At 56.5% G+C, this 25,759-nt stretch carries 22 protein-coding genes; 10 read left to right on the forward strand and 12 right to left on the reverse strand.

Annotated features, from left to right (window positions below; genetic code table 11):
- Positions 1-75 precede the first annotated feature (75 nt).
- Entirely contained in the window at positions 76-1,671 is a 1,596-nt protein-coding gene (locus ACOTXI_RS02880; RefSeq protein ID WP_008501187.1) for an ABC-F family ATPase, read from the reverse strand.
- A 222-nt stretch (positions 1,672-1,893) separates the two neighbouring features.
- Between ACOTXI_RS02880 and ldtB the strand changes: the two genes are divergently transcribed.
- The gene (gene ldtB / locus ACOTXI_RS02885; RefSeq protein ID WP_044596939.1) at positions 1,894-2,814 is read left to right on the forward strand and encodes a L,D-transpeptidase; all 921 of its coding nucleotides are present in this window, start codon (positions 1,894-1,896) and stop codon (positions 2,812-2,814) included.
- A gap of 41 nt (positions 2,815-2,855) precedes the next feature.
- Here ldtB and ACOTXI_RS02890 read toward each other — a convergent pair whose 3' ends face one another.
- Genes ACOTXI_RS02890 through ACOTXI_RS02900 form a run of 3 tightly spaced genes read right to left on the reverse strand, consistent with a single transcriptional unit; the run spans position 2,856 to position 6,338 of the window.
- Positions 2,856-3,572: a GntR family transcriptional regulator gene (locus ACOTXI_RS02890; protein WP_058654708.1), complete on the reverse strand. Its 717-nt coding sequence runs from the start codon at positions 3,570-3,572 to the stop codon at positions 2,856-2,858.
- Between the two features lie 15 nt (positions 3,573-3,587).
- Positions 3,588-4,910 carry a PTS sugar transporter subunit IIC gene (locus ACOTXI_RS02895; RefSeq protein ID WP_023292937.1) on the reverse strand — a complete coding sequence of 441 codons (1,323 nt, stop codon included), beginning with the start codon at positions 4,908-4,910 and terminating at the stop codon, positions 3,588-3,590.
- A 51-nt stretch (positions 4,911-4,961) separates the two neighbouring features.
- Complete coding sequence (locus ACOTXI_RS02900) at positions 4,962-6,338, reverse strand: glycoside hydrolase family 1 protein (protein ID WP_008501183.1); 1,377 nt, start codon at positions 6,336-6,338, stop codon at positions 4,962-4,964.
- A gap of 300 nt (positions 6,339-6,638) precedes the next feature.
- Between ACOTXI_RS02900 and ACOTXI_RS02905 the strand changes: the two genes are divergently transcribed.
- Complete coding sequence (locus tag ACOTXI_RS02905) at positions 6,639-7,742, forward strand: succinylglutamate desuccinylase/aspartoacylase family protein (protein WP_058654710.1); 1,104 nt, start codon at positions 6,639-6,641, stop codon at positions 7,740-7,742.
- 114 nt (positions 7,743-7,856) lie between these two features.
- Here the strand turns inward: ACOTXI_RS02905 and ACOTXI_RS02910 are convergent, their stop codons facing one another.
- From ACOTXI_RS02910 to mntR, 6 genes are all read right to left on the reverse strand, one after another.
- Complete coding sequence (locus ACOTXI_RS02910) at positions 7,857-8,897, reverse strand: aldo/keto reductase (protein ID WP_058654713.1); 1,041 nt, start codon at positions 8,895-8,897, stop codon at positions 7,857-7,859.
- 104 nt (positions 8,898-9,001) lie between these two features.
- Positions 9,002-10,525: an efflux transporter outer membrane subunit gene (locus tag ACOTXI_RS02915; RefSeq protein ID WP_045405936.1), complete on the reverse strand. Its 1,524-nt coding sequence runs from the start codon at positions 10,523-10,525 to the stop codon at positions 9,002-9,004.
- On the reverse strand, positions 10,525-12,096 hold the full coding sequence (locus ACOTXI_RS02920) for a DHA2 family efflux MFS transporter permease subunit (RefSeq protein ID WP_008501179.1): 1,572 nt from the start codon (positions 12,094-12,096) through the stop codon (positions 10,525-10,527). The genes ACOTXI_RS02915 and ACOTXI_RS02920 overlap by 1 nt, the downstream gene beginning before the upstream one ends.
- On the reverse strand, positions 12,093-13,187 hold the full coding sequence (locus ACOTXI_RS02925; protein WP_008501178.1) for an HlyD family secretion protein: 1,095 nt from the start codon (positions 13,185-13,187) through the stop codon (positions 12,093-12,095). The genes ACOTXI_RS02920 and ACOTXI_RS02925 overlap by 4 nt, the downstream gene beginning before the upstream one ends.
- A 101-nt stretch (positions 13,188-13,288) precedes the next feature.
- Positions 13,289-14,398, reverse strand: coding sequence for an anion transporter (locus ACOTXI_RS02930; protein WP_008501177.1), 1,110 nt, complete (start codon positions 14,396-14,398; stop codon positions 13,289-13,291).
- The gene (gene mntR, locus ACOTXI_RS02935) at positions 14,395-14,868 is read right to left on the reverse strand and encodes a manganese-binding transcriptional regulator MntR (RefSeq protein WP_008501176.1); all 474 of its coding nucleotides are present in this window, start codon (positions 14,866-14,868) and stop codon (positions 14,395-14,397) included. Before mntR ends, ACOTXI_RS02930 begins: the two co-directional genes overlap by 4 nt.
- 183 nt (positions 14,869-15,051) lie before the next feature.
- Here mntR and mntS point away from each other — a divergent pair, with 183 nt between their 5' ends.
- Together mntS and ACOTXI_RS02945 are read left to right on the forward strand one after the other, a co-directional pair.
- Positions 15,052-15,180 (forward strand): manganase accumulation protein MntS, encoded by a 129-nt coding sequence (gene mntS / locus ACOTXI_RS02940; RefSeq protein ID WP_008501175.1) that lies wholly within the window; start codon positions 15,052-15,054, stop codon positions 15,178-15,180.
- 283 nt (positions 15,181-15,463) lie between these two features.
- Positions 15,464-17,047: a phosphoethanolamine transferase gene (locus tag ACOTXI_RS02945; RefSeq protein ID WP_008501174.1), complete on the forward strand. Its 1,584-nt coding sequence runs from the start codon at positions 15,464-15,466 to the stop codon at positions 17,045-17,047.
- A gap of 147 nt (positions 17,048-17,194) precedes the next feature.
- Here ACOTXI_RS02945 and ompX read toward each other — a convergent pair whose 3' ends face one another.
- The gene (gene ompX, locus ACOTXI_RS02950; RefSeq protein ID WP_008501173.1) at positions 17,195-17,713 is read right to left on the reverse strand and encodes an outer membrane protein OmpX; all 519 of its coding nucleotides are present in this window, start codon (positions 17,711-17,713) and stop codon (positions 17,195-17,197) included.
- Between the two features lie 354 nt (positions 17,714-18,067).
- Here ompX and rhtA point away from each other — a divergent pair, with 354 nt between their 5' ends.
- The 6 genes from rhtA to ybiO all read left to right on the forward strand — a co-directional run bounded on the left by rhtA (position 18,068) and on the right by ybiO (position 24,674).
- The gene (rhtA, locus tag ACOTXI_RS02955) at positions 18,068-18,955 is read left to right on the forward strand and encodes a threonine/homoserine exporter RhtA (RefSeq protein WP_058654715.1); all 888 of its coding nucleotides are present in this window, start codon (positions 18,068-18,070) and stop codon (positions 18,953-18,955) included.
- A 299-nt stretch (positions 18,956-19,254) separates the two neighbouring features.
- Positions 19,255-19,758, forward strand: a complete 504-nt coding sequence (gene dps / locus ACOTXI_RS02960) for a DNA starvation/stationary phase protection protein Dps (RefSeq protein WP_008501171.1) — start codon at positions 19,255-19,257, stop codon at positions 19,756-19,758.
- A gap of 362 nt (positions 19,759-20,120) precedes the next feature.
- Positions 20,121-20,864 (forward strand): glutamine ABC transporter substrate-binding protein GlnH, encoded by a 744-nt coding sequence (glnH, locus tag ACOTXI_RS02965; protein WP_008501170.1) that lies wholly within the window; start codon positions 20,121-20,123, stop codon positions 20,862-20,864.
- Positions 20,865-20,957: 93 nt separating this feature from the next.
- Entirely contained in the window at positions 20,958-21,617 is a 660-nt protein-coding gene (glnP, locus tag ACOTXI_RS02970) for a glutamine ABC transporter permease GlnP (RefSeq protein WP_003858462.1), read from the forward strand.
- Entirely contained in the window at positions 21,614-22,336 is a 723-nt protein-coding gene (gene glnQ, locus ACOTXI_RS02975) for a glutamine ABC transporter ATP-binding protein GlnQ (protein WP_008501169.1), read from the forward strand. The genes glnP and glnQ overlap by 4 nt, the downstream gene beginning before the upstream one ends.
- A 124-nt stretch (positions 22,337-22,460) precedes the next feature.
- Positions 22,461-24,674 (forward strand): mechanosensitive channel protein, encoded by a 2,214-nt coding sequence (gene ybiO / locus ACOTXI_RS02980; RefSeq protein WP_008501168.1) that lies wholly within the window; start codon positions 22,461-22,463, stop codon positions 24,672-24,674.
- 48 nt (positions 24,675-24,722) lie between these two features.
- Here ybiO and rlmF read toward each other — a convergent pair whose 3' ends face one another.
- Positions 24,723-25,634 (reverse strand): 23S rRNA (adenine(1618)-N(6))-methyltransferase RlmF, encoded by a 912-nt coding sequence (gene rlmF / locus ACOTXI_RS02985; RefSeq protein ID WP_421633863.1) that lies wholly within the window; start codon positions 25,632-25,634, stop codon positions 24,723-24,725.
- Positions 25,635-25,759: the final 125 nt, after the last annotated feature.

Raw genomic sequence — 25,759 nt, forward strand, 5'->3', positions numbered from 1 at the left:
GGGTGGCGGCTTCGCCTTACCCGGCCTACAAAGTCACCCGTAGGCCCGGTAAGCGAAGCGCCACCGGGCTTTTTTTTAGCCGTCGATACCTTTGCTGCGCAGGTAATCTTCGTAGTTACCGGTGAAGTCCACCACGCGCTCTGGCGTAATCTCGATCACGCGGGTTGCCAGCGAGCTGACGAACTCACGGTCGTGAGAGACGAAGATCAGGGTGCCCTGATACATCTCCAGCGCCATGTTCAGGGATTCGATCGATTCCATATCCAGGTGGTTAGTCGGTTCGTCCATCACCAGGATGTTTGGTTTTTCCATCATCAGCTTGCCGAACAGCATGCGGCCTTTCTCGCCACCGGAGAGCACTTTAGCCGGCTTTTTGATGTCGTCCTGGCTGAACAGCAGACGGCCCAGGATGCTGCGCACCGCCTGCTCGTCGTCGCCTTCCTGCTTCCACTGGCTCATCCAGTCAAAGACGGTCAGGTCATTTTCGAATTCGTACTCATGATCCTGCGCGTAGTAGCCAATCTGCGCGTTCTCGGACCATTTCACGGTGCCGTTGTCCGGCTGCAGTTCGCCGACCAGGGTTTTCAGCATGGTGGATTTACCCACGCCGTTGGCGCCCAGAATGGCAATCTTCTCGCCCACTTCCAGCAGCAGGTTGAAGTTTTTAAACAGCGGGCCTTCATCGAAGCCTTTGGTAAGGGCCTCCACTTCCAGCGCGTTACGGAACAGCTTCTTGTCCTGCTCGAAGCGGATGAACGGGTTCTGACGGCTGGAGGCTTTAACCTCTTCCAGCTTGATTTTGTCGATCTGACGCGCACGCGAGGTCGCCTGACGCGACTTAGAGGCGTTAGCGCTGAAGCGGCTAACGAAGGACTGCAGGTCCGCAATCTGCGCTTTCTTCTTGGCGTTGTCCGCCAGCAGACGCTCGCGCGCCTGGGTGGCGGCGGTCATGTACTCGTCATAGTTGCCCGGATACACGCGCAGCTCGCCGTAGTCCAGATCCGCCATGTGCGTACAGACCATGTTCAGGAAGTGACGGTCGTGCGAGATGATGATCATGGTGCTGTCGCGGTCGTTGAGCGTCTGCTCCAGCCAGCGGATGGTGTCGATGTCCAGGTTGTTCGTGGGTTCGTCGAGCAGCAGGATGTCCGGGTTAGAGAACAGCGCCTGAGCCAGCAGCACACGCAGCTTCCAGCCTGGCGCAACTTCGCTCATCGGGCCGTAATGCTGTTCAACCGGAATGCCGACGCCCAGCAGCAGCTCGCCCGCACGCGCTTCCGCAGAGTAACCGTCCATCTCGCCGTACTGCGTTTCCAGATCGGCCACCTTATAACCATCTTCTTCGCTCATTTCGGCCAGCGCGTAGATGCGATCGCGCTCCTGCTTCACTTCCCACAGCTCCGCGTGCCCCATGATCACGGTGTCCAGCACGGTGAACTCTTCGAAGGCGAACTGATCCTGACGCAGTTTACCGATACGCTCGTTCGGATCGAGCGACACGTTGCCGAGGGTCGGCTCCAGATCGCCGCCGAGGATCTTCATGAAGGTGGATTTTCCGCTACCGTTGGCGCCAATCAGGCCGTAACGGTTGCCGCCGCCAAATTTGACGGAAATGTTTTCGAACAGCGGCTTACTGCCAAACTGCATAGTGACGTTGCTGGTAACTAACACGGGGAGATTCCTGCGAAAAGTGTGATAAACACGGCATTATGCCACAATTCCGAATTGAGATCCCGTGTTGCGGCAATCCACTAAACTTTAACAAAATCGAAAAAAATGTGATTTCGTACACATCTGAATTCCCTGTTAGCGGGAATGCACATATAATGCGCTCCCATCACAGATTCAGACTTATCAACTCATCGCCTTAATGGCTTAGATACCTCGCACAACATGAACATGAAATTAACAGCGCTTTTTGCGGCGGCGTTAGCCGTAGTAGGTTTTTGTAAGACCGCGTCTGCGGTGACTTATCCCCTGCCGACCGACGGAAGCCGTCTGGTGGGTCAAAACCAGGTGGTGACGGTGCCTGAGGGTAACTCTCAGCCGCTGGAGTATTTCGCCGCGCAGTACCAGCTGGGCCTGTCTAACATGCTGGAAGCGAACCCGGGCGTTGACCCGTATCTGCCAAAAGCAGGTACCGTGCTGAATATTCCTCAGCAGCTGATCCTGCCGGATACCGTTCATGAAGGTATCGTGATCAACAGCGCCGAAATGCGTCTGTATTACTACCCGAAAGGCACCAACACCGTTATCGTGCTGCCAATCGGTATCGGCCAGCTGGGCAAAGACACCCCGCTGAACTGGACCACCAAAGTTGAACGTAAGAAAGCGGGCCCAACCTGGACCCCTACCGCCAAAATGCACGCGGAATACATCGCTGCGGGCGAACCGCTGCCAGCCGTTGTGCCAGCCGGCCCGGATAACCCGATGGGTCTGTATGCTCTGTACATTGGTCGTCTGTACGCGATTCACGGCACCAACGCCAACTTCGGTATCGGTCTGCGCGTAAGCCACGGCTGCGTGCGTCTGCGTAACGACGACATCAAGTTCCTGTTCGAAAACGTGCCGGTCGGTACGCGCGTGCAGTTCATCAACGAACCGGTGAAAGCGACGTCTGAGCCAGACGGCAGCCGCTACATCGAAGTGCACAACCCGCTGTCCACCAGCGAAGACCAGATCAACAACAACGAGATCGTGCCGATTACGCTGAACAGCGCGGTGCAGTCCGTGACCTCTCAGCCTGACGTGGAAACCACCATCGTCGACCAGGCGATTCAGAACCGTTCCGGTATGCCGGTGCGTCTGAATTAATCACGCGCATCAAAAAAGCGGGCTTCAAGGCCCGCTTTTTTTTATCCGTTATTCACGATAACAATCCCGCCGTGGTCGTACCGATAGTGGCAGTGGGCATACTCCAGCGCGGTGCCATCTTCCAGATAAATGACCTGCTCCACCTCCAGCACCGGATCGGTTTCCTCACAGACCAGATGCTCTCTGTCCAGCGCGCTGGGCTTTAGCGCCCGCACCACCCGGTATGACCCCATAATTTTCAGCCCCAGGGTCTCCTGCACGTACTGGAACACCGAACCTTCAAGATGGCTTTTCGTCAGGCCCGGCACCAGATTCATCGGCATCACCGTGGAATCCAGCGACATGGGTTCGCCGTTTAATAAGCGCAGACGAATAAAGTCATAGACGGGCGCATCGGCGTTAATCATCAGCGACGCCTGCTCTTTTTCGTTCGGGAAGCGCAGTTCAAAATGCACCACCTGGCTCGTGACCGTGCCCAGATGTGCCCAGGTTTTGGTGGCACCGAAATAGTCGCTGCCGGAAAGATCCCACTGCGAGAGCTGGAGGAAGTTTTTGCGGATGAACGTCCCTTGCCCCTGGCGGGTATAGACCAGCCCTTCGACGATCAGCTGGCGCATCGCCTGCTGGATGGTCATCCGGCTGGTGCTGAACTCCGCCGCCAGCGCAAACTGGTCCGGGAGCGGTTCATTGGCGGCGTACTGCTGGCTGATAATGCGTTTCTTGATTTCCCGCGCTATGGTGATGTACTTCGCCGCCATCGTCCTTCCTTACAGTTAGTTTTCTATCCCGCTGTTTTTCAACGCCACTCGCTCGGCAATCTTGAGGAAAGGCAGGTAGAAGAATACACCAAATACGATGATTGCCAACTGCACTACCACCGCCCGCCAGTCCCCTGCCGTCGCCAGCCAGGCGCTGAGAATCGGCGGCGTGGTCCACGGGATCATCACCACGCAGCGCGACATGAATCCCAGCGTGGTACAGAGCCAGGCGAAGTAAATGCCGATGGCGGGCAACAGCACAAACGGGATCATCAGCGGCAGGTTAAAGACAATCGGCAGGCCGAAGATCACCGGCTCGTTGATGTTGAACAGGCCCGGCGCCAGCGACAGGCGCGCTACCTGCTTCGCCGACTGCTGGCGCGAGAAGATAAATATCGCAATCAGCAGCGAGATCGTGCTGCCGGTTCCGCCCACCATGCCAAACGTCGGCACGAAGATGTTGTTGATGATGTGCGGAATGGGCTGGCCGTTGGCGAAGGCCAGCATGTTCTCGTTGGTGTTGATCAGCAGGAACGGCTCCAGCACCACGCTGTTGACCACCGACTGATGAATACCGAGCGTGAACAGGAAGTTGCCGAAGCTGTAGATGAAAATCGTCCCCGGCAGGCTGGTGTTGATCAGCCGCAGCGGCTGCTGGATAAAGGTGGTAATGAGATGGATCAGATCCGTGTGCAGCACGTTTGCCAGCACGGCCGCCAGCACCGCGAACAGGGAGAGCGTGAGGATCGTTGGGATCAGCGCGGTAAAGGATTTGCTGACCGCTGGGGGCACATTTTCCCCGAGCGATATGTGCAGCGCCTTCAGGCGCGAAATCGCGATAAACACTTCCGTTGAGAGCAGCCCAATCAGCACCCCGGCGAAAATCCCGGTGGAGCCGATATTGGCGAAGGTCAGCACCTGCGTGACGTTCACCGCGGCGTCGCTGCCAACGGGCGTAACCTGTAAGCGCATCGGCATCATGATGATAAAACTGCTGACGGCGATAACCACTGCCGAAACCGGGTTGTCGAAATCTTTGTTGCGCGCCAGTGACCAGGCGATCATCGGGGCCAGCAGCAGCGCGGCGATGTTAAGCGTGCCGTTGATAATCGCCTCGCCCCACACTTTGAAGTGTGCCAGCGTATCGCCGTGAAAAATCCACGGGAACACCACGTTGTTCACCAGCACCGCCAGGCCGGCGAGGATGAAAATCGGCATCACCGTGGCGAAGGCGTCGCGCAGGGAGCGCAGGTGCACCTGGTTTGCCAGGCGCGCCGAGAACTCAACAAACTTATCGACAAAGGACTGCATGTGCGGTGTGATTTTTGTTTCAGACATAGCGGCGTGTTCCCATCAATCAGTCACAAAAACGGCCCGGCAGCGTACGGCTTACATCTCGCGTCCGTTGGTATGGATAACCTGTTTTAACCACGCGTAGCTCTTCTTCGGCACGCGCCTGAGGTCTTTCAGGTCGTGGTTTTCCCGGTTGACGTAGACCACGCCGTAGCGCTTACGCATGTCGCCCTGGGAGCTGAGAATGTCGATTAACCCCCAGCCGAGGTAGCCCATGACCTCTGCCCCATCCTCGAATATCGCCGCTTTCATCGCCTCGATGTGCGCCCGGTGGTAGTCGATGCGGTAGGTATCCTCGATGGGGTTGACGCCATCCCAGGACTCAATCACGCCAATGCCGTTTTCAATCGGGAAGACCGGCATGCGCCAGTCGTTGGCGTAGCGGGTAATGATGGTGCGAAAACCGAGCGGGTCGATCTGCCAGTTCCACTCGGTGGCTTTCAGGTAGGGGTTATTTTTCTCGCCGTGCAGCAGGTAATAGTTGACCGGCGTGCCTTCCGGGATCGCATCGCTGTCCAGCGTTTTGCTGGCGTAGTAGCTGAAGGCCATATAGTCGTTTCTGGTGCGCGCCAGTAGCGCTAAATCTTCGGCGCGGTAGATATCACCAAAGCCTTCCTGCTCCACCACCGCCATCACCGCCGGGCTGTAGCCCTGCCCGGCAAAGACGCGCAGCAGGTTCTGGTTGAGGAACTCGTCATACTGCTGGGCGCAGAAGATATCGCGCGGTTTGCAGGTGGCCGGGTAAACCAGCTGGTGCGCCAGCATGCCGCCCATCAGCTGGCCCGGTTTCGTCTGGTGCAGATACTCGGTCAGCGCCATGTGCGCCACCATGGTATGGTGCTGCAGCTCGTACAGCTCGCGCAGGGTTTGATCGCCTTTCATGTAGCCAGAAATGCGGAATGCTTCCGGCATATGGAAGATGTTCTGCTCGTTGAAGGTCAGCCAGTACTTCACGCGGTCGCCAAAGCAGTCGATCATCTTTTTACCGTAGCGGATAAAGGCGTCCATTACGCGGCGGTCATTGAAGCCGTTGTACTCCTGCGCCAGCGCCAGCGGCATATCGAAGTGGTAGAGGCAGATCATCGGCTCAATACCGCGGGCGATGAGATCGTCAATAAAGCGGTCGTAAAACGCGATGCCCTCGTCGTTGAACGCGCCGTCACCCTGCGGACAGACGCGGCTCCAGGAGATCTGGAAGCGGTAGCAGTTCATGCCCAGATCCTGCATCAGGTCGAAATCTTCCCGGTAGCGATGGTAGGAGTCGGTCGCGACTTTCCAGTCGGAGATGTTCTCCCCAGCTTCGCGAATGTCGTACACCGACATCCCCTTCCCGCCCTCGTTCCAGGCCCCTTCCGTCTGCATGCTCGATACCGAGTTGCCCCATAAAAAGTTGGCCGGCAGCTGATTGCTCATGTTTCCTCCCTATATGACTAGTCATTTAAAATTTCATGACTAGTCATATAGGCGAAGATGGCATGTCGATCAAAGCGGAGGATCGTTTTTTGTGAGGTAGGTTAGAAAGAAGACGTCGGGCAGGAAAAATGTATCGCGCCAACCCTGTTATTGAGGCCGGTGCGTTAGCCTATGCAAAATCACATTTCCCGATCGTGCCGCTGGCTGGCCTCATAAAATCACTATTAACTTAATGAGCACGAACCACGGCCCAGGCCGAAAAATAAAAATCTCAACCCTATCAAATGGAAAATGACGCTCATGAAGATATCTACTAGCCGTATCGCATTCGCTCTCAGCTTAGCGTTGCCATGCTCAATGACTCACGCGGCAACGGTGTATACGGGTGATAAGGTGCAGGGGGTGCCGGTTATCTCGACTCTGGATGTATCAGACCTGACAGCAGGACAACATCGCTTCATGTTCGAGGGGGTTGAGACAGGAACAGGACAGCGCTGGTATGTCCCCATCATGGTGGCAAAAGGCAAAACGGACGGGAAGAACGTTCTGCTGCAGGCGGGCGTCCACGGGGATGAGCTAAACGGAGTGCGCATCGTACAAAAAGTGATGGAACAACTGGACCCCGCAAAAATGAACGGCAGCGTTATTGGCATTATAGGTCCAAACCGTTCTGGACTTGAAAGGGTCTCCCGGACATGGTCCGTTTCAACCGATGGGGGCGAGACGATCGACTACAACCGCGTGCATCCAGGAAAAGAAACGGGTAACCCTGCCGAGCGTCAGGCATGGATGATGTGGAATAAGGTTTACAAGGGAAATGTCGACCTGGCGATTGACTATCACACCCAGTCTACCGGAACGGCTTATCCGCTGTTCATTTATGCCGACTACCGCAATGCGGATGCCCGGACGATTGCAGAACTTTTTCCGGCCGATCAAATTAAGAAAGATCCCGGCGAAGCCGGCTCAATGGAGACAACCTTTATTCAAAATGGTATCCCGGCGATAACGGCCGAGACGGGAGAGCCGAGGATTTACCAGCAGGATATGATTGCCAGGGGTGTAGAGGGTGCCCTCAATGTACTGATTCATTACAAGGTGATTGAAGGCAAAATCGGCGCAACCGCCATCAGCAATAAAACGTATATTGGTAATGCGATCAGTTCAATACGAGCGACCACGGGCGGGTTTGCGGAAGTTTTCGTTAAACCCGGCGACACGGTAAAAGCAGGACAAGAGGTCGCCCTGCAGCGAAATGCATTCGGTGATGTTGTCGCGAAGTATTCAGCAGAGCGGGACGGCAAAGTACTGTCAGTTGGAACAGATGTCGTGAGAGAACCCCGAGCCCTGCTGGTAAGAATCCTTGAGCAAAACCCAGCGGCAACCTGCAAAGACGGTTGCTGATTCCCACCACAGCCCATCGTTGAATCGGCAAAAGCGTGCTCAGTGAAATAAGCCGCTTTCGCCGATTTCTGTACCGATGGGCAAACAAATTTAAAAATTACCTGATGCGGAGAGTTACTGTTGCGCGAGCTGATTACGGCGATACTCTCCCTGCCGCTCCAGCATCCAGCCGGGATACTCGCGCGGCAGCGCGCTCACCGCATCAAGCTGCCTGAGCTCGTCTTCGCTTAAGCGGATCCCGGTGGCGGCAATGTTGTCGTCCAGCTGTTCAACGCGTTTCGCGCCAATGATGACGCTGGTCACCGCCTTCTGGTGCAGTAGCCACGCCAGCGCGATTTGCGCGACGGAGACGCCCTTACTTTCGGCAATCACGCGCATCACGTCCACGCAGTCAAAGGCGCGCTCTTTGTTCACCGGCGGGAAGTCAAACTCCAGACGGCGGCTACCGGCTTCGCTCTGCCCGTCGCGGCCATATTTTCCGCTCAGCAGGCCGCCCGCCAGCGGGCTCCAGACCATCAGCCCGACGCCTTCGCTCTGCATCATGGGGACCAGCTCGCGCTCAAGATCGCGTCCGGCGATGGTGTAATACGCCTGGAGGGATGCGAAGCGCGCCAGCCCGAGGCGCTCGGAAATGCCCAGCGCTTTGGCAATCTGCCACGCCGCCCAGTTCGAGACGCCGATATAGCGCACGTGACCGTGCTGCACCAGGTTATCCAGCGCATACAGCGTCTCTTCAATCGGCGTGGCCGGGTCGAAGCCGTGCAGCTGATAGAGATCGATATGATCCAGCTGCAGGCGGCGCAGGCTCTCCTTCACGCTGCTGATGATGTGATAGCGCGAGCTGCCGCGCGAGTTCACTCCTGCCGTTCCGGTTTCGCCGAACACTTTGGTGGCGACGACCACGTTCTCGCGCGGAACGTTCAGGTTTTTCAGCGCCTGCCCGAGGATCGCCTCCGAACGGCCTTCCGAGTAGACGTCGGCGGTGTCGATAAAGTTGATGCCCGCGTCCAGCGCGCGGCCCACCAGCTGCTCGGCTTCATTTTGCTGGAGCTGGCCAATCTTGCCCCACATGCCGCCTTCACCGCCGAACGTCATGGTGCCGAGGCAGAGTTCAGAAACGAACAGTCCGGTATTGCCCAGTTTTTGATAACGCATAACGCTTTCCTCGCATGTCGATTGGGTGTCTGTTAGTTATACCCGCCCCTCTGCTATCGCGAATGTGGCGTTCCTGTCCGTTTCTTGCCCAATCCTCTGAATATTTATCCGCGCGGGGCGTCGCCAAAGACGCTGTAGTCCGGCAGCCGCACCTGCTGATACGGCTCCCAGCCGCCGCCGAGCGCCTTGTAGAGCGCCACCAGATCGAGTGCGCTTTGCACCTGCGCCTGTGCGCGCTGCTGCTGGGCCTGCGCCAGCTGCCGCTGGGCGTCCAGCACGTCGATAAAGCTGGCGATCCCCTGACGATAGCTGTCGCTCGCCAGGTCAAAGGCGTTTTGCAGGGCATCAATGGTTTTCGCCAGGCCCGCTTCACGCTGCTGGTCGGTGCGATAGCTCACCAGCGCATTTTCGACATCGCCGAGCGCAGTCAGCACCGTTTGACGATAGTCCAGCACCGCCGCCCCCTGCTGCGCGCGCGCCACCTTCACGCTGGAAACCAGTCGACCGCCCTGGAAAATCGGAATGGAGACCTGCGGGCCAAAGCTGTAGAAGTGGCTGCTCCAGTCGGTCAGCCAGTTGGTTTCGCTGTTGCGCAGGCCAAACTGCCCGGAGAGGGTAAAACTCGGGAACAGCTGGGCCACCGAGACGCCAATCTGCGCCGTGGCGGCATGAAGATTCGCCTCCGCTTCGCGCACGTCCGGACGGCGTCGCGCGAGCGTAGACGGAATGCCGGTTTGCACGATATCCGGCAATGCGGGCATCGGCTGCACGCTTTGTAACTCCGCATCGAGCGCCCCCGGCGGCTTGCCAAGGAGGATCGCCAGGCCATTCATCGCCTGCCGCGCCTGCGCCTGGTACTGCGGCAGCTGCGCCTCCAGGTTACCCAGTTGCGCCCGCGCATTCTCCACATCCATCTGCGGCGACAGCCCGCCCCGCTGGCGGCTTTCGGTCAGATCCAGCGTCTGCTGCGCGCTTTTAATCTGGGTGTTCAGCGTGGCGATAATGCTCTGCGCCCCGCGCAGCTGGAGCCACGCGCGCGCCACTTCCGCCTCCAGCGACACCAGCGCGTCGTTACGCTGCTCGATAGCGGCTTTCTGCTGCGCTTCGGCGGCTTCCACCTGTCGGCGCACCTTGCCCCAGAGGTCAATTTCCCACTGGGCGTCGAAGCTGCCCTGGTAGAGGTTGATCGGCTGCGTCAGGGGGCCTAACGCGCCCCGCAGCTCAGGATCGACATTATCCAGCTGGTCATACACGCCGTGGGATTTCAGCTCCCCTTCCAGCCCGAGCTGCTGGCGCGTCGCCTGCAGATTGCCGTTCACCGACGGGTAAAACGCCCCGCCCGCCTGGTTAATCTGCTCGCGCGCGCCGGCGATGCGCAGCACCGTCTGCTGCAGCGTCAGGTTTCCGGCGATGGCGCGCTCAACCAGGCTGTCGAGCTGCGGCGAGCCGAAGGTCTTCCACCAGCGCGGGTTGGTCGCGGCGGAGGTCGTCTGCGATTTTACCCCGCTGTCGCCCTTATCGTTCCAGTGCGTCACGGCAGGCGGCGCGGGCGGCTGATAGTCCGGCCCGACGGCGCAGCCTGCCAGCAGCATCATTATCATCAGGGGGTGTAAACGTCTGTGTATCATCAATGTGCTCCTGCACTCCCCTCGCTCTTAACCGGCGAGAGCAACAAACAAAACGGAATCAATAGCAAGGCCACGGCGCTCAGAAGGGTAAAGACGTCGATGTAGGCCAGGAAGCGCGACTGCTCGATCATGGTCTGGTACAGGCGTCCGGTGGCAATCCCGGTGGGATCGCCCACCTGGGTCGTGAAGTTCTGGATCGCCTGGGCGCTTTCGCGTATTGCCTGCTGAAACTGCTCGTTAAACGGCGAGGCGTGGTACGCAAGGTGCGCGCTATGCGCCTGAGACCGTTCGGTGATGGCCGCCGTCGACAGCGAGATCCCGACCGAGCCCGCGACGTTACGGAACATAGTGAACAGCGCCGCCGCGTCGGCATTCAGCCGTCTTGGGATCGAAATAAAGGCAATGGTGGTCAGGGGCACAAACAGGAACCCCAACCCCAGCGACTGGGCGCTGCGGAACAGCACCAGGGTTTCAAAGTCGATATCCGGGGTCAGCGTGCGCGACCAGAAGAACGACACCGCCAGGCAGGTAAAGCCAAAGGCGATAATCCAGCGCGTCTGCACCACCGGCATCAGCTTCAGCACCAGCGGGATCGTTAATACAATCAGCACCGCCCCCGGCGACAGCACCAGCCCGGACCAGGTGGCGGTATAGCCTAAATCCTGCTGCGCCAGCTGGGGGATCACCACCGAGCTGCCGTACAAAATCATCGCCATCCCCGCCATCAGCAGGCTGGAAATTGCAAAGTTGCGGTCCTTCATGCAGTGCAGATCCACCACCGGTTTTTTGGCATACACCAGCCAGTAAATGGCACCGATAATGCCGATTAGCGTTAACACCGCGAAGGTACGGATAAAGTTCGAGTAGAACCAGTCCTCATCTTCTCCCCGGTCAAGCATCACCTGCAGGCAGCCAAGCCCTAAAGCGATCAGGCCGATCCCCGTCCAGTCGATGGTCAGCTTCTCTTTAGACTTGCTCTCCCACGGCGGATCTTCCAGCAGCTGGTAGATCGCCAGCACCGTAACAATCCCCACCGGGATATTGATGAAGAACACCCAGCGCCAGGAGTAGTTGTCGGTGATCCAGCCCCCCAGCGTCGGGCCGAGGACCGGTGCAACGATAATCGCGATGGAGGAAAGGCCGAACGCTTTGCCCCTGTCCTCCGGCTTAAAGTAGTCGAGCAGTACCGACTGCTGCGTGGGCTGCAGCCCGCCGCCAAAAAAGCCCTGCATCACGCGGAACAGGATGATCTGCCACAGCTCGGTGGCGATGCCGCAGAGGAACGAGCAGACGGTAAACATGACGATGCAGATCAGGAAGAACTGCTTGCGGCCAAATACCCGGCTCAGAAACGCCGAGATGGGCAGCACGATGCCGTTCGCGACCAGGTAGCTGGTTAATACCCAGGTGGATTCGTCATAGCTGGACGAGAGTGAACCCGCCACGTGGGGCAGCGCCACGTTGACGATGGTGGTGTCGAGGATCTCCATAAACACCGCCAGGGTGACGACAATCGCCACCGCCCACGGATTGCTGGCGGGCTTCCAGCTGTCGTGGCTGTGATCCGTCATTCCACCGTCACCTTCGGCGCGACCGACAGCCCCAGCGGCAGCGGTTTGTTCGGATCGAGCCCCTTATCAATCACGATTTTCACCGGCACGCGCTGCACAATTTTGACAAAGTTACCGGTGGCATTTTCAGCCGGGAAGGCGGAGAAGCGCGAGCCGCTGCCCTGCTGGATACTGTCAACGTGGCCCTCAAGCGCCATATCCGGCCACGCGTCGACCGACACGGTGACTTTATCACCGGGCTTCATGCGCTCAAGCTGGGACTCTTTGAAGTTCGCCACCACCCACACGTTCGGCGAAACCAGGGAGAACAGCGCCGTACCCGCCTGCACCAGCGTACCGGGCTGCACGTTGCGTTTGGTGACAAACCCGTCGAACGGGGCGCGAACTTCGGTGTAAGAGAGGTTCAGATTGGCCGTTTCCAGCTGCGCTTTGGCCTGTTCGACCTGACGCTCGCGCGCTTCAACGTTGGTTTCCTGCTGGCGGATTTGCAGCTGTACCTGCTCTGCCACTTCCAGCTGCGCCTGAGCGCTGGCCAGACCCGCCTGGGCACTGCGCAGTTGCGCATTCGCAGAATCAATACTTTGCTGGGTGGTCGCCCGCGGATCGACGCCGCGCTGGCGGCGATACTCCGCCTGCGCGTTCGCCAGATCGGCCTGCGCTTTCAGCACCTGCGCTTTGGCTTCGTCACGCTGGGCGGGATACTGCACTTTGGAGAGTGCGAGCTGCGCCTGGGCCTGGTGCAGCTGCGCGATAGCCAGCCCAAGCTGGGCCTGAGCCTGATCGCGCTGCGCGGTGGTATCACGCGGATCGATGACCACCAGCAGATCGCCTTTTTTCACGCGCTGGTTATCGCGCACCCGCAGCTCGGTGACGTAGCCTGCCGTTTTCGGGGCAATCGTCACCACGTCGCCGTCGGTAAAGGCGTCGTCGGTCGTCTCTTCGTTGCGGGTTAAAAACCACCAGACCAGCGCCACGACGACCATCACCACCACGACAATGCCGAGGATAATTAACGGTTTTTTGCCCGGGCGCTTACGCTCATTATTGTTTTTATCCTGCTCGTCAGCAGGTGGAGTTTGATCTTCAGCCATAGTTCAGCAACGGTCCTGTCAGTGAGCGGCATCACACTATGCCGTTCACTAAAGCTAGGACGTTGCTATACGTTTGCCAGGAAAAACTGACAAATTGCGCACTATATGAGAAGGAATATTCCGAAACCGATCGCCGCGGCCCAAACCAGCATCGGGATTGACCAGAGATGGAAGCGCCACCAGATGCGGCGATCGTTGGCCATGCGCAGGGCTATCAGGTTGGCCAGCGAGCCGGGCAGCAGCCCAAACCCGCCGATATTCACCGCCCAGGCCAGCAGCGTGTCCGGCGGAACATAGTTGAGCAGCAGAATGGTGGAAGGCACGTTGCTGATAAACTGCGACAGGCCAATCGCCGTCAGCCACAGTCCCGGCTGAGACAGCGTGCTGACGCTGTGGAGCACGTTTTGCAGCACCGGAAGCTGAATAAGCAGATGCACATCAATAAACATCACCATAAAGACCAGCAGCAGCGTCCAGTCCACGCTGACCAGCACGCGTCGCGCGAGGACGACAAAGCCCGCGGCGACAAGCAACACGCCCGCCACCTCATACTTCAGCTCCAGCGCGAACAGAAAGACGATGTATAACCCGAGGCAGCTCCAGACCAGACGCGGCTGCCACTGCGGGCCCGTGGTGCCGCTGTGGTACTGCAGTTTTTTATCCGGAAAGGCAAACCAGCAGACCGCCAGCAGCGACAGCATCATCACCAGCGCCAGCGGCGCCATCTGCCAGGTAAAAGCGGCGAACGACAGCCCGGAACGGCCCCAGAGGAGGATATTTTGCGGGTTACCGATGGGCGTAAACAGAGAACCGGCATTAACGGCGAGCGCTTCGAAGATGATCAGCCGGCTTACCGGGATCTCGCAAAGCTTACGCAGCGTGAGGGTGAGGGGCACGATGATAAACAGCGCCACGTCGTTGGTCAGAAACGTCGACAGCACCGCGGCGGAGAACACCATAAACAGGGACAACCTGCGCTCGGTGGCAAAGCGGCGCACCATTTTACGGCCCAGAACGTCAAAATAGCCGCTCAGCTCAACCCCTTTGGTGAGCATCATCAGGCCGCTCAGGGTAATGATGGTGCGCCAGTCAATGGCAGCGGGCCAGGCCTGCGGCGCAAACGGCACAAAGAGGCTTAACCCTGCGCCAATGAGTAATAAGAGATGGAAGAAACGATCGCGTGCCAGGGCCTGCAGTCCAGGGATTTTCATTCAGCGGAGGGACCATATTTAAGGGTAAATTCGCGAAACTTCACCAGCGTCTCTTCGCTGACGTGGTGTTCCATGCCTTCCGCATCCCGGCGGGCAATCTCCGGGCTGACGCCCAGCACCAGTAAAAAATTCTCGACAAGCTGGTGGCGCTCGCGGCTCTCCTGCGCGAGTTTCTCCCCTTCCGGCGTCAGAAAGACCCCGCGCCAGGGGATCATTTCAATTAGGCCCACGGAGGCGAGACGTTTTAACATTTTTGCGACAGTTGGCTGCGATACCCCCAGCCTGGCGGCCATATCGACCTGACGCGCTTCCCCGACCTCACGAATCAGATCGGAAATGAGTTCAACATAATCATCAATCAGTTCACGCCGGTGCGCTTCTCGGACCTGGCGAAAACCTTCGACATGCTCTTCAACATTCACCAGTTGCGTCGTTTTTTTAATGGTTGGCTTACCTGCGCGACGGTTCATTGTACTTCCTCAGTGGGGTGACGCTTCCAGCGCCCGGTATCGAGAGCGCACATTGTAAACCATCCCTCCACAAGCACAAAAAATTAACGAAATAGCCATAGCTATACAATATAGCCTGTGCTATATCTGTATGTAATGCAGTCACCCTTCACGGATCGAAGGGATCAAAAATCAGGAGGTCTTATGAACGAATTCAAGAGGTGCATGACCGTGTTTACCCACTCCCCCTTTAAAGTGCGCTTAATGCTGCTGAACATGCTGTGCGACATGTTTAACGGTAAACCGCATCAGGATGACAAACCTTCCCACTAAGCGGCGTTGCGGTACGCCGCTTCATTTTCCCGTCACAATCTCGCTCTAAACTGGCTTCCAGCCGCCTTATTCCCGATCTTTTTTACGGATTTGCAATCCCCTTCGCAAAACATCTGCTTAGCAACTGTTGATATTATTTAGCGCTCGCACTATCTTCTTGCAGCCCTGCACAATTTGCGGCTCGCTGAAGCGGACCCTCATTCCCTCTCCACGCACTGTCAGGCAGGTTATGACCCTTGACGCCAGGGTGAGCACATGGCGTTTTCATCCATGATAGTGACCTATGAATGTAACCCTGATAGATACCGTTGTGACCCGCAGCCGGGCCTTAAGCCCGTGGACGGGTTTTTACTTTTTGCAGTCATTACTGATTAACTTTGCGCTGGGTTATCCCTTTAGTCTGCTCTACGCGGTGGCCTTCACCTGCATTCTGCATGTGCTATGGCGCGCCGCCCCGCGCGCGCAAAAAGCGTTAATCGGCATCTGTTCACTGGTTGCTGCACTCTATTTCCCGTTTGGTCAGGCGTACGGCTCGCCAAACTTTAATACCCTGCTGGCGCTGCACTCGACCAATATGGAAGAGTCGACGGAGATCCTGACGATCTTCCCGTGGTACAGCTACGTGGTCGGGCTCTTTATCTTCGCATTGGGCGTTATCGCCATCCGTCGTCAGCCGGGCGAGAAAAAATCCTGGGGTAAGATCGACATACTCTGTCTGGTGTTCAGCGTTGCCGTGGCGTTTGTCGCCCCCATCCAGAACATTCCCTGGGACGGTAAGCTAAGACTTATTAACATCGGCTATCCGGTTTTCCGCTTCGTGAAAGACGTCGTTGTCAATAATAAAGAGGTTCTCGACGAACAGGCCCGCATGGCTGAGCTTTCCAATATGAAAGACACCTGGAACGTGCTGGCCGTGAAGCCGAAATATCACACCTATGTGGTGGTGATTGGCGAAAGCGCGCGTCGCGATGCAATGGGCGCGTTTGGCGGCCACTGGGATAACACCCCGTTTGCGAGTTCGGTCAAAGGCACCCTGTTTACCGATTATGTCGCGGCCAGCGGCTCGACGCAGAAATCACTCGGTCTGACCCTTAACCGGGTGGTGGATGGCAAACCGCAGTATCAGGATAATTTCGTCACCCTGGCAAACCGCGCGGGTTTTCAGACGTGGTGGTTCTCTAATCAGGGGCAAATTGGCGAATACGATACGGCGATTGCCAGCATCGCCAAACGGGCTGACGAAGTGCAGTTCCTGAAAAATGGCGACTTTGAAGCTGACAAAAACACTAAAGACGAAGCGCTGCTGAAAATGACGGCGCAGGTCTTCGCCACCCCGCGCACCCAGCCGCAGCTGATCGTCCTGCACCTCATGGGGTCGCACCCACAGGCCTGCGATCGGACAGGCGGAAAGTACGCGGAGTTTGTGCAGTCCAAAGAGACCTCCTGCTATCTCTACACCATGACGCAAACCGACGACCTGCTGAGCAAGCTGTACGATCAGCTGCGCAATACGGGCGACAGCTTCTCCATGGTCTATTTCTCGGATCACGGGCTGGCGTTTAAAGAGCGCGGTAAAGAGGTGCAGTATCTAGCGCACGATGACAAGTTCCAGCAGAACTTCCAGGTGCCGTTTATGGTGCTGTCGAGTGACGATAAAACGCATCGCGTCATTAAAGCACGCCGTTCAGCAAATGATTTCCTGCAGTTTTTCTCGCAGTGGACGGGGATTACCGCCGGGCAGATAAAAAATGTTTATCCGTTTGTCTCTAACAAGAAAGCTCCCCCAGTATACGTTACCAACTTCAAGTTACAGAAAGTTGACTACAACCATCTGGGTACGGATATTTTTGATATTAAGAATAAGTAATTGCCGTCTCGTGCGGACCGATGCCCTCTCCCACGGGGAGAGGGAACCAACACTCAAAACGGCAACCTCAGGTTGCCGTTTTGCTTTTATCTTCGACAAAAAAAATCCGCCACAGTGGGCGGATTTTTTATTTAATCACCGAAGTGATTAGAAGCGGTAACCTACGCCCGCGATCCAGGTGCCAACGTCAACGTTGCGGATACGGCTCTGCTCATAGGAGAAGTCCAGAGCAACGTCCTGGATTGGGTTGAACTGCAGGCCTGCGCCATAGGAGAAGCCGTAGTCGCTGTTGCTTGCAGTGCGGTTCAGACCTTCGTTTTCGGTCTGCTGGAATTTACCGTAGCCAACACCTACAACACCGTAGATGCTTGCCCAGTCGTTCAGACGGTAAGCTGGACCAGCAGTGATACCGTAGTACTGGCCTTTGTTGTATGCGCCGTTTTCAGAACGATCTTTCTCGGTGTAGGTGAAAGAACCGATCACGCCCAGTGGGTTGTTATCCTGCTCGTAACGATACTTCAGGTTGAAACCGTTAGCTTTGTTCATCACGCCCTGATAGTCGCTCTGAGCGTAACCACCAGTAACAGTAGAAGTAGCAGCTACAGCGGTACCTGCGGAAACAGCCAGTACAGCGGCCAGTGCTGAAAGACATGCAATTTTTTTCATAACCACCTCAAATGTGATCCAAGTAAGTCCGTAAGTTTTAAATATATCAAAAAAATTTGCGAAACTCTTTGTGATTCGTGATGTCTAATGAAACCTTTCCTGTAACAGAACGTTTCCAGCGTAAGCTATCTCTTTCAAATCACATGCAATTTTCACTACTAAATGCGCATAGTGCGCGTCTGCGCCGTTACATTCATCCAGATTATTCCTAATCTGACAGGCGATAAATCCACCAGCGCTTATCCATTTTACGGATTTCACCTGCTTTTTTTTCAACAGCGCCTCAACCGTCGCCGCATATTTCCTTTACACTGCAACCTTTACCTCATTTGACATAAGCTGACAGGAGAAAGGATGCCTGGGTTATCCCGCACGTCGTCGGTCTGGTTGCCGGTTGCAGTCATACTCATTGCCATGTTGTCCATTCAAAGCGGCGCCTCGCTGGCAAAATCGCTTTTTCCACTGGTTGGCGCGCCCGGGGTGACCGCCCTGCGTATTGTTCTGGGCACGGCGATACTGGTGGTCATTTTTAAACCGTGGCGACTGCGCTTTAAAAAGGAGCAGCGTTTACCGCTGCTGTTTTATGGACTCTCCCTGGGGGTGATGAACTACCTGTTCTACCTCTCCATCCAGACGATACCGCTGGGTATTGCCGTCGCGCTGGAGTTTACCGGCCCGCTGGCGGTGGCGCTGTTCTCCTCCCGACGTCCGGTCGATTTTATCTGGGTTGTGTTGGCCGTACTGGGCTTATGGTTCCTGCTGCCGCTGGGCCAGAGTGTTTCTGAGATTGACCTGACGGGCGCAGCGCTGGCGCTGGGCGCAGGTGCCTGCTGGGCTGTCTATATCCTCACCGGCCAGCGCGCAGGGGAAGAGCACGGACCGGCAACGGTGGCGCTGGGTTCCCTGATTGCGGCCATCGTGTTTGTGCCCATCGGCATGGCGCAGGCGACAGAATCGATCTGGCAATGGTCCGTCATGCCCATCGGGCTGGCGGTTGCGATTCTCTCTACCGCACTCCCCTACTCTCTGGAGATGATTGCCCTTACGCGTCTGCCGACGCGCATATTTGGCACCCTGATGAGCATGGAGCCTGCGCTTGCAGCCATTTCCGGGATGGTGTTTCTCGGTGAAACCCTGACATTGACCCAGACGCTGGCGCTCTGCTCGATTATCGCGGCATCAATGGGATCGACGCTCACCATGCGCCCCGAACCTAAAGTTGAGAAAGTGGATATCAACTAAGGCCATATATTCTGCATGGCTTCCACGCCATGCAGAATAAAGGCCAAAAAGACAGTCGTTATAATTTCTTACACTCTGATTTCTGCCAGCTAAATATCCCTCTGCGCTGACTTCCTCATTCAGCAATTAAGATTGATCTGTATCAATTTAAAAATTACTCAACATTTTCAATAGATTAAATTCTCAACCTCCTTCTCGCTATTAAACCGATAGGCACAGCCAAACCGCAGAGAAAAAATCCGGTGCTATACTTAGTTCCGTAATTACCTGGGACATAAACATCAAGAGGATATGAGATTATGAGTACCGCTAAACTGGTGAAAACGAAAGCGTCTAATCTGCTTTATACCCGTAACGATGTATCGGACAGCGACAAAAAAGCGACTATTGAGTTGCTGAATCGCCAGGTGATCCAGTTCATCGATCTTTCGCTGATCACCAAACAGGCCCACTGGAATATGCGCGGTGCAAACTTTATTGCCGTTCATGAAATGCTGGATGGCTTCCGCACAGCACTGGTTACCCACCTCGATACGATGGCTGAACGTGCCGTTCAGTTAGGCGGCGTGGCGCTGGGTACCACACAGGTGATCAACAGCAAAACCCCGCTGAAAAGCTATCCGCTGGATATCCATACCGTTCAGGATCACCTGAAAGAGCTGGCGGACCGCTACGCGATTGTGGCGAACGATGTGCGCAAAGCGATTAGCGAAGCGAAAGACGAAGATACCGCAGATATCTTCACCGCCGCGTCCCGCGATCTGGATCAGTTCCTGTGGTTCATCGAATCTAACATCGAATAATTCATACGAATTTTCTATCAAACCCTCGCCTTCCGGTGAGGGTTTTGCACATCTATGGTGCACGTTTTTTGCCTGAGAACGTGCAAAAGTGAAGAAATTGTAATAATCACCTCACACAACCGTTAACGGAAGATTGTTTTTTCGTCAGAATTTACGCTAAATATCTCCCCGTCAGTTGAGCCAAACGAAGCGCACCAAAACAGTGCCCCACTTTGGTGCAATAAAACCTCATTGCCCCATTTATTGTGCAATGCATGACATCATCCCCTTTGCAAAACAACAGCTTGTAAAGTTGGCACGATTTTTTCATTGTGCCACCTGTTCTCGCAGGGGATCGCCCCGTGGATATAAAAGGAAATGCTATGAAGTCTGTATTAAAAGTTTCACTGGCTGCACTTACCCTGGCTTTTGCGGTGTCCTCTCAGGCTGCCGACAAACTGGTTGTGGCGACCGACACGGCGTTCGTTCCGTTTGAATTCAAACAGGGTGATAAATACGTTGGTTTTGATGTGGATCTGTGGGCCGCAGTCGCAAAAGAACTCAAGCTGGATTACACCCTGAAGCCGATGGACTTCAGCGGCATCATCCCGGCGCTGCAAACCAAGAACGTTGATCTGGCGCTGGCGGGTATCACCATTACCGACGAGCGTAAAAAAGCGATCGACTTCTCTGACGGCTACTACAAAAGCGGCCTGCTGGTGATGGTCAAAGCCGATAATAACGACGTAAAAAGCGTGAAAGATCTCGACGGCAAAGTGGTGGCAGTGAAGAGCGGCACCGGGTCAGTTGATTACGCGAAAGCGAATATCAAAACCAAAGACCTGCGCCAGTTCCCGAACATCGACAATGCGTACATGGAGCTGGGTACCGGCCGCGCTGACGCAGTGCTGCACGACACGCCAAACATCCTGTACTTCATCAAAACCGCGGGCAACGGCAAGTTCAAATCTGTGGGCGAATCTCTGGAAGCTCAGCAGTACGGTATCGCCTTCCCGAAAGGCAGCGACGACCTGCGCACGAAAGTTAACGGCGCGCTGAAAACGCTGAAAGAGAACGGCACCTATAACGAAATCTACAAAAAATGGTTCGGTACCGAGCCTAAATAATTTCACCTGAATTCAGGTTTGTAACGCCCGGTGGCGCTGCCGCTTACCGGGCCTACATTTTTCGTTTTTCACCACGGTATACAGGAATACATCATGCAGTTTGACTGGAGCGCCATCTGGCCTGCCATTCCACTCTTGCTTGAAGGCGCTAAAATGACCCTGTGGATTTCGGTCCTGGGTCTGGTTGGCGGGTTGATTATCGGTCTTGTCGCCGGTTTCGCCCGCACCTACGGTGGCTGGATTGCAAACCACATCGCACTGGTTTTCATCGAAGTGATCCGCGGCACCCCCATTGTCGTGCAGGTCATGTTCATCTACTTCGCCCTGCCTATGGCATTCACCGACCTGCGCATCGACCCGTTCAGCGCCGCCGTCGTCACCATTATGATCAACTCGGGCGCCTACATTGCGGAAATTACCCGCGGTGCGGTGCTGTCGATTCATAAAGGGTTCAGTGAAGCCGGTCTGGCATTAGGCCTTTCACGTCGCGAAACGATCCGCCACGTTATTCTGCCGCTGGCGCTGCGTCGCATGCTGCCACCGCTGGGTAACCAGTGGATCATCAGCATTAAAGATACGTCGCTGTTCATTGTTATCGGCGTGGCCGAACTGACCCGTCAGGGGCAGGAGATCATTGCTGGCAACTTCCGCGCGCTGGAAATCTGGAGTGCGGTGGCCGTTGTCTACCTGATCATTACTCTGGTTCTGAGCTTCGTTCTGCGTCGTCTTGAAAGAAGGATGAAAATCCTGTGATTGAATTTAAAAACGTTTCCAAGCATTTTGGCCCAACCCAGGTGCTGCACAATATCGATCTGAACATCAAACAGGGTGAAGTGGTGGTGATTATCGGGCCATCCGGCTCCGGTAAGTCGACCCTGCTGCGCTGCATCAACAAGCTGGAAGAGATCACCAGCGGCGATCTGATTGTCGACGGTCTGAAGGTGAATGACCCGAAAGTGGATGACCGTCTGATTCGTCAGGAAGCGGGCATGGTGTTCCAGCAGTTCTACCTGTTCCCGCACCTGACGGCGCTGGAGAACGTGATGTTTGGCCCGCTGCGCGTGCGCGGTGCCAACAAAGCGGCGGCAGAAGCGCTGGCGAAAGATCTGCTGGCGAAAGTCGGCCTCGCAGAACGCGCCCATCATTACCCTTCCGAGCTGTCCGGTGGTCAACAGCAGCGCGTGGCGATTGCCCGTGCGCTGGCGGTCAAACCGAAGCTGATGCTGTTTGATGAGCCTACGTCCGCACTCGACCCGGAGCTGCGTCACGAGGTGCTGAAGGTCATGCAGGATCTGGCGGAAGAAGGGATGACGATGGTTATCGTGACCCACGAAATCGGCTTCGCGGAGAAAGTGGCGTCCCGCCTGATCTTTATTGATAAAGGCCGTATCGCGGAAGACGGTAACCCGCAGGAGTTGATTGCGAATCCGCCGAGCCCGCGTTTGCAGGAGTTCCTGCAGCACGTCTCCTGATCCCTCGCGTTACGCTAAGCCGGGCCTGCCCGGCTTTTTTACGCCAGATTGTTCCCAAAAATCCCCCTCCGCGTCCCGACTTCTATACTTATCATTTTGTTCGACATTTTCACCGGAGGACGCCGTGCCGTGGATCCTGTTGCTGTTGATTAGCCTGTTTAGTGCGCCATCGTTCGCCGTCGCGATCCCCGGTGTGACCACCGGAACAACCGCCAGCCAGCAAAATACGCCCTCTCCGGAACCGGATGTTGAACAGAAGAAAGCGGCTTACGGCGCGCTTGCCGACGTTCTTGAGAACGACACCTCCCGAAAGGAATTAATCGAGCAGTTGCGCAAAGCCGCCGCCACGCCGCCCCAGGAAACCGTTCCGACCCTCACCCCTCCGCAGGAGGAGGAGCAAAAAACGGTGCTGGAAAATGTCACCGACGTGAGCCGCCACTATGGGGAAGCGCTCTCCTCGCGCTTTGCCCAGCTCTACCGCAACCTGATTGGCTCACCGCATAAGCCGTTTAACCCACAAACGTTTACCGCCGCCGCCATGCAGTTCCTGATGCTGGCCGGTGCAGTCTTCCTTTTTTACTGGCTGGTGCGCCTGTGCGCGTGGCCGCTGTACCGCAAAATGGGGCAATGGGGACGCAGAAAGAATCAGCAGAAAAGCAGCTGGCTGCACCTGCCGCTGATGATCGCCTCAGCGTTTATCATCGATTTACTGCTGCTGGCGCTGACGCTGTTCTTAGGCCAGATGCTGGCCGACAGGCTGAACGCGGGCAACAAAACCATCGCCTTCCAGCAGTCGCTTTTCCTGAATGCCTTTGCCCTGATTGAGTTCTTCAAGGCGCTGCTGCGGTTACTCTTTTGCCCTCACGTGCCGGCGCTGCGTCCCTTCTCCATTCGGGACGAGAGCGCAACATACTGGGCGCTGCGCCTGAGCGTGCTCAGCGGGCTGATTGGCTACGGTCTGCTGGTTGCCGTGCCGATCATCTCCAACCAGGTGAACGTCCAGTTTGGCGCGCTGGCAAACGTCATTATCATGCTCTGCATTACCGTCTGGTCGCTGTACCTTATCTTCCACAATAAAAAGACCATCACCGAGAGCCTGCTGCATCTGGCCGATCGTTCCCTCTCGTTCTTCAGCCTGTTTATTCGCGCATTCGCCCTGGTGTGGCACTGGCTGGCAAGCGCCTACTTCATCGTATTGTGCTTCTTCTCGCTGTTCGACCCGGGAAACAGCCTGAAATTTATGATGGGGGCAACATTCAAAAGCCTGGCCATTATCGGCATCGCGGCATTTGTCTCGGGGCTGCTGTCGCGCTGGATCTCGAAAACCATCACCCTGTCGCCGCAGGTACAGCGTAATTACCCTGAACTGCAAAAACGGGTGAACGGCTGGATGTCGGTATCCCTCAAGGTAGCGCGCATTCTCACCGTCTGCGTGGCGATCATGCTGCTCCTTAACGCGTGGAGCCTGTTTGATTTCTGGAACTGGCTGCACAACGGCGCAGGTGAAAAAACGGTCGACATTCTGATTCGCATCGCGCTGATTTTGTTCTTCTCTGCCGTCGGCTGGACGCTGCTGGCGAGCCTCATCGAGAACCGTCTGGTGTCGGATATTCACGGCAGGCCCCTGCCCAGCGCGCGGGCCCGCACCTTGCTGACGCTGTTCCGCAACGCGCTGGCGGTCATCATCAGTACCATCACCATCATGATTGTGCTGTCAGAAATCGGGGTGAATATCGCCCCGCTGCTGGCCGGTGCAGGTGCCCTGGGGCTGGCGATCTCCTTCGGGTCGCAAACGCTGGTGAAGGATATTATTACCGGCATCTTTATCCAGTTTGAGAACGGGATGAACACGGGCGATCTGGTGACCATCGGGCCGCTGACCGGCACGGTGGAGCGGATGTCGATTCGCTCGGTGGGCGTGCGTCAGGATACCGGGGCGTACCACATCATCCCCTGGTCCTCGATCACCACCTTTGCCAACTTTGTGCGCGGCATTGGTTCCGTGGTGGCGAACTACGATGTGGACCGTCATGAGGATGCCGATAAAGCGAAGCAGGCGCTGCGCGATGCGGTAGAAGAGCTGATGCAGATGGAAGATATTCGCGGACTGGTGATTGGCGAGCCGTCATTTGCCGGCATTGTCGGGCTGACGAACACGGCCTTTACCCTACGCGTGTCGTTCACCACCCAGCCGCTGAAGCAGTGGACGGTGCGCTTTGCGCTCGACAGCATGGTGAAAAAGCACTTCGATCTGGCGAACGTGCGGATGCCGGTACAGACGTATCAGGTCCTGCCGCCGCCCGCAGCGCCGCTCCCTCCGCAGGAGCCGACGCTGTAGCCGGGTTGCCGGGTGGCGGCTTCGCCTGACCCGGCCTGCGACGCAGCGCTATTTGCAGCGTTTGTTATCGTCCATAAATGACCAGGCGATAAAGCGGCTTTGCTTCTGGCCCTGCGCCATCTCTTTTTTCACTACTTTCACCGCGCCCGCTTCGGTGAGCGCGCGGTAAAGTGGCGGCAGGTTATCTCCGCGGGAAACCAGCGTCGTAAACCACTTCACCTGACGGCCAAACTGTTTGCTTTCCGCAATCATGCGCAGGATAAAGGCCACCTCGCCGCCTTCACACCACAGCTCCTGCTGCTGACCGCCGAAGTTCAGCGCGGCGTCTTCAGCCTGACCCAGGTTGCGGCGCTTGCGCTCGCTGCCCGCGCGGGCTGCTGCCGCCGAATCGTGGAACGGCGGGTTGCACATCGTGGCGTCATAGGTTTCATTTTTATGAATAATGCCGTTGAAGATTGAGGCGGCCTCTTTCTGACGACGCAGGCGAATGGCGCGGCTTAATCCCGGGTTAGCGTTGATAATCGCCTGGGCGCTGGCGAAGGCCTCAGCACCGATTTCGCTTCCGGTAAAGCGCCAGTGATACTCATGCGCGCCGATCAGCGGGTAAATCAGGTTCGCCCCGGTGCCGATATCCAGCACGGTCGCCTGCTGAGGAATAATGCCATCACGGTCTTCAGCCACAAGATCGGCAAGGTGATGAAGGTAATCCGCGCGGCCCGGAACGGGTGGGCAGAGAAAGCCTTCCGGAATATCCCAGTTCGCCACACCGTAGTAGTGTGCGAGCAGCGCTTTGTTCAACATTTTAACCGCCTGGGGGTCAGCAAAGTTGACCGAAGGTTCACCCGCGGGGGTCTGGACAATGTAGTCCTTTAACGGCGGGCAGCTCAGGCATAACGCATTCATGTCGTAGCGGCTGCGGTGGCGGTTTCGTGGGTGCAATCCCGGCTTTTGGGAAGTCATGGCGTTCTCCTTTAAACAGCGGCGTAAGATACCCTTTGCTGGCCTAACGGTAAATCTTTCTCTGCGGCGCTGAAAAAGCCGCCATAAATCAAACACCTTTATGTCTATGATCTGTCAGCGTAATG

This window comes from Enterobacter cloacae complex sp. BZL2005 (assembly GCF_049238885.1).
Lineage (GTDB): Bacteria > Pseudomonadota > Gammaproteobacteria > Enterobacterales > Enterobacteriaceae > Enterobacter > Enterobacter roggenkampii.

Coding starts and splice junctions, on each gene's coding strand:
- mntR (WP_008501176.1), bottom strand. CDS start 14,868: ATGAACCGTCGCGCAGGTAAGCCAACCATTAAAAAAACGACGCAACTG.
- ACOTXI_RS02900 (WP_008501183.1), bottom strand. CDS start 6,338: ATGAGCAATCAGCTGCCGGCCAACTTTTTATGGGGCAACTCGGTATCG.
- ACOTXI_RS02905 (WP_058654710.1), top strand. CDS start 6,639: ATGAAGATATCTACTAGCCGTATCGCATTCGCTCTCAGCTTAGCGTTG.
- mntS (WP_008501175.1), top strand. CDS start 15,052: ATGAACGAATTCAAGAGGTGCATGACCGTGTTTACCCACTCCCCCTTT.
- dps (WP_008501171.1), top strand. CDS start 19,255: ATGAGTACCGCTAAACTGGTGAAAACGAAAGCGTCTAATCTGCTTTAT.
- ACOTXI_RS02910 (WP_058654713.1), bottom strand. CDS start 8,897: ATGCGTTATCAAAAACTGGGCAATACCGGACTGTTCGTTTCTGAACTC.
- glnH (WP_008501170.1), top strand. CDS start 20,121: ATGAAGTCTGTATTAAAAGTTTCACTGGCTGCACTTACCCTGGCTTTT.
- ACOTXI_RS02890 (WP_058654708.1), bottom strand. CDS start 3,572: ATGGCGGCGAAGTACATCACCATAGCGCGGGAAATCAAGAAACGCATT.
- ompX (WP_008501173.1), bottom strand. CDS start 17,713: ATGAAAAAAATTGCATGTCTTTCAGCACTGGCCGCTGTACTGGCTGTT.
- glnP (WP_003858462.1), top strand. CDS start 20,958: ATGCAGTTTGACTGGAGCGCCATCTGGCCTGCCATTCCACTCTTGCTT.
- ACOTXI_RS02915 (WP_045405936.1), bottom strand. CDS start 10,525: ATGATACACAGACGTTTACACCCCCTGATGATAATGATGCTGCTGGCA.
- ACOTXI_RS02945 (WP_008501174.1), top strand. CDS start 15,464: ATGAATGTAACCCTGATAGATACCGTTGTGACCCGCAGCCGGGCCTTA.
- ACOTXI_RS02930 (WP_008501177.1), bottom strand. CDS start 14,398: ATGAAAATCCCTGGACTGCAGGCCCTGGCACGCGATCGTTTCTTCCAT.
- rhtA (WP_058654715.1), top strand. CDS start 18,068: ATGCCTGGGTTATCCCGCACGTCGTCGGTCTGGTTGCCGGTTGCAGTC.
- ldtB (WP_044596939.1), top strand. CDS start 1,894: ATGAACATGAAATTAACAGCGCTTTTTGCGGCGGCGTTAGCCGTAGTA.
- rlmF (WP_421633863.1), bottom strand. CDS start 25,634: ATGACTTCCCAAAAGCCGGGATTGCACCCACGAAACCGCCACCGCAGC.
- ACOTXI_RS02895 (WP_023292937.1), bottom strand. CDS start 4,910: ATGTCTGAAACAAAAATCACACCGCACATGCAGTCCTTTGTCGATAAG.
- ACOTXI_RS02920 (WP_008501179.1), bottom strand. CDS start 12,096: ATGACGGATCACAGCCACGACAGCTGGAAGCCCGCCAGCAATCCGTGG.
- ACOTXI_RS02925 (WP_008501178.1), bottom strand. CDS start 13,187: ATGGCTGAAGATCAAACTCCACCTGCTGACGAGCAGGATAAAAACAAT.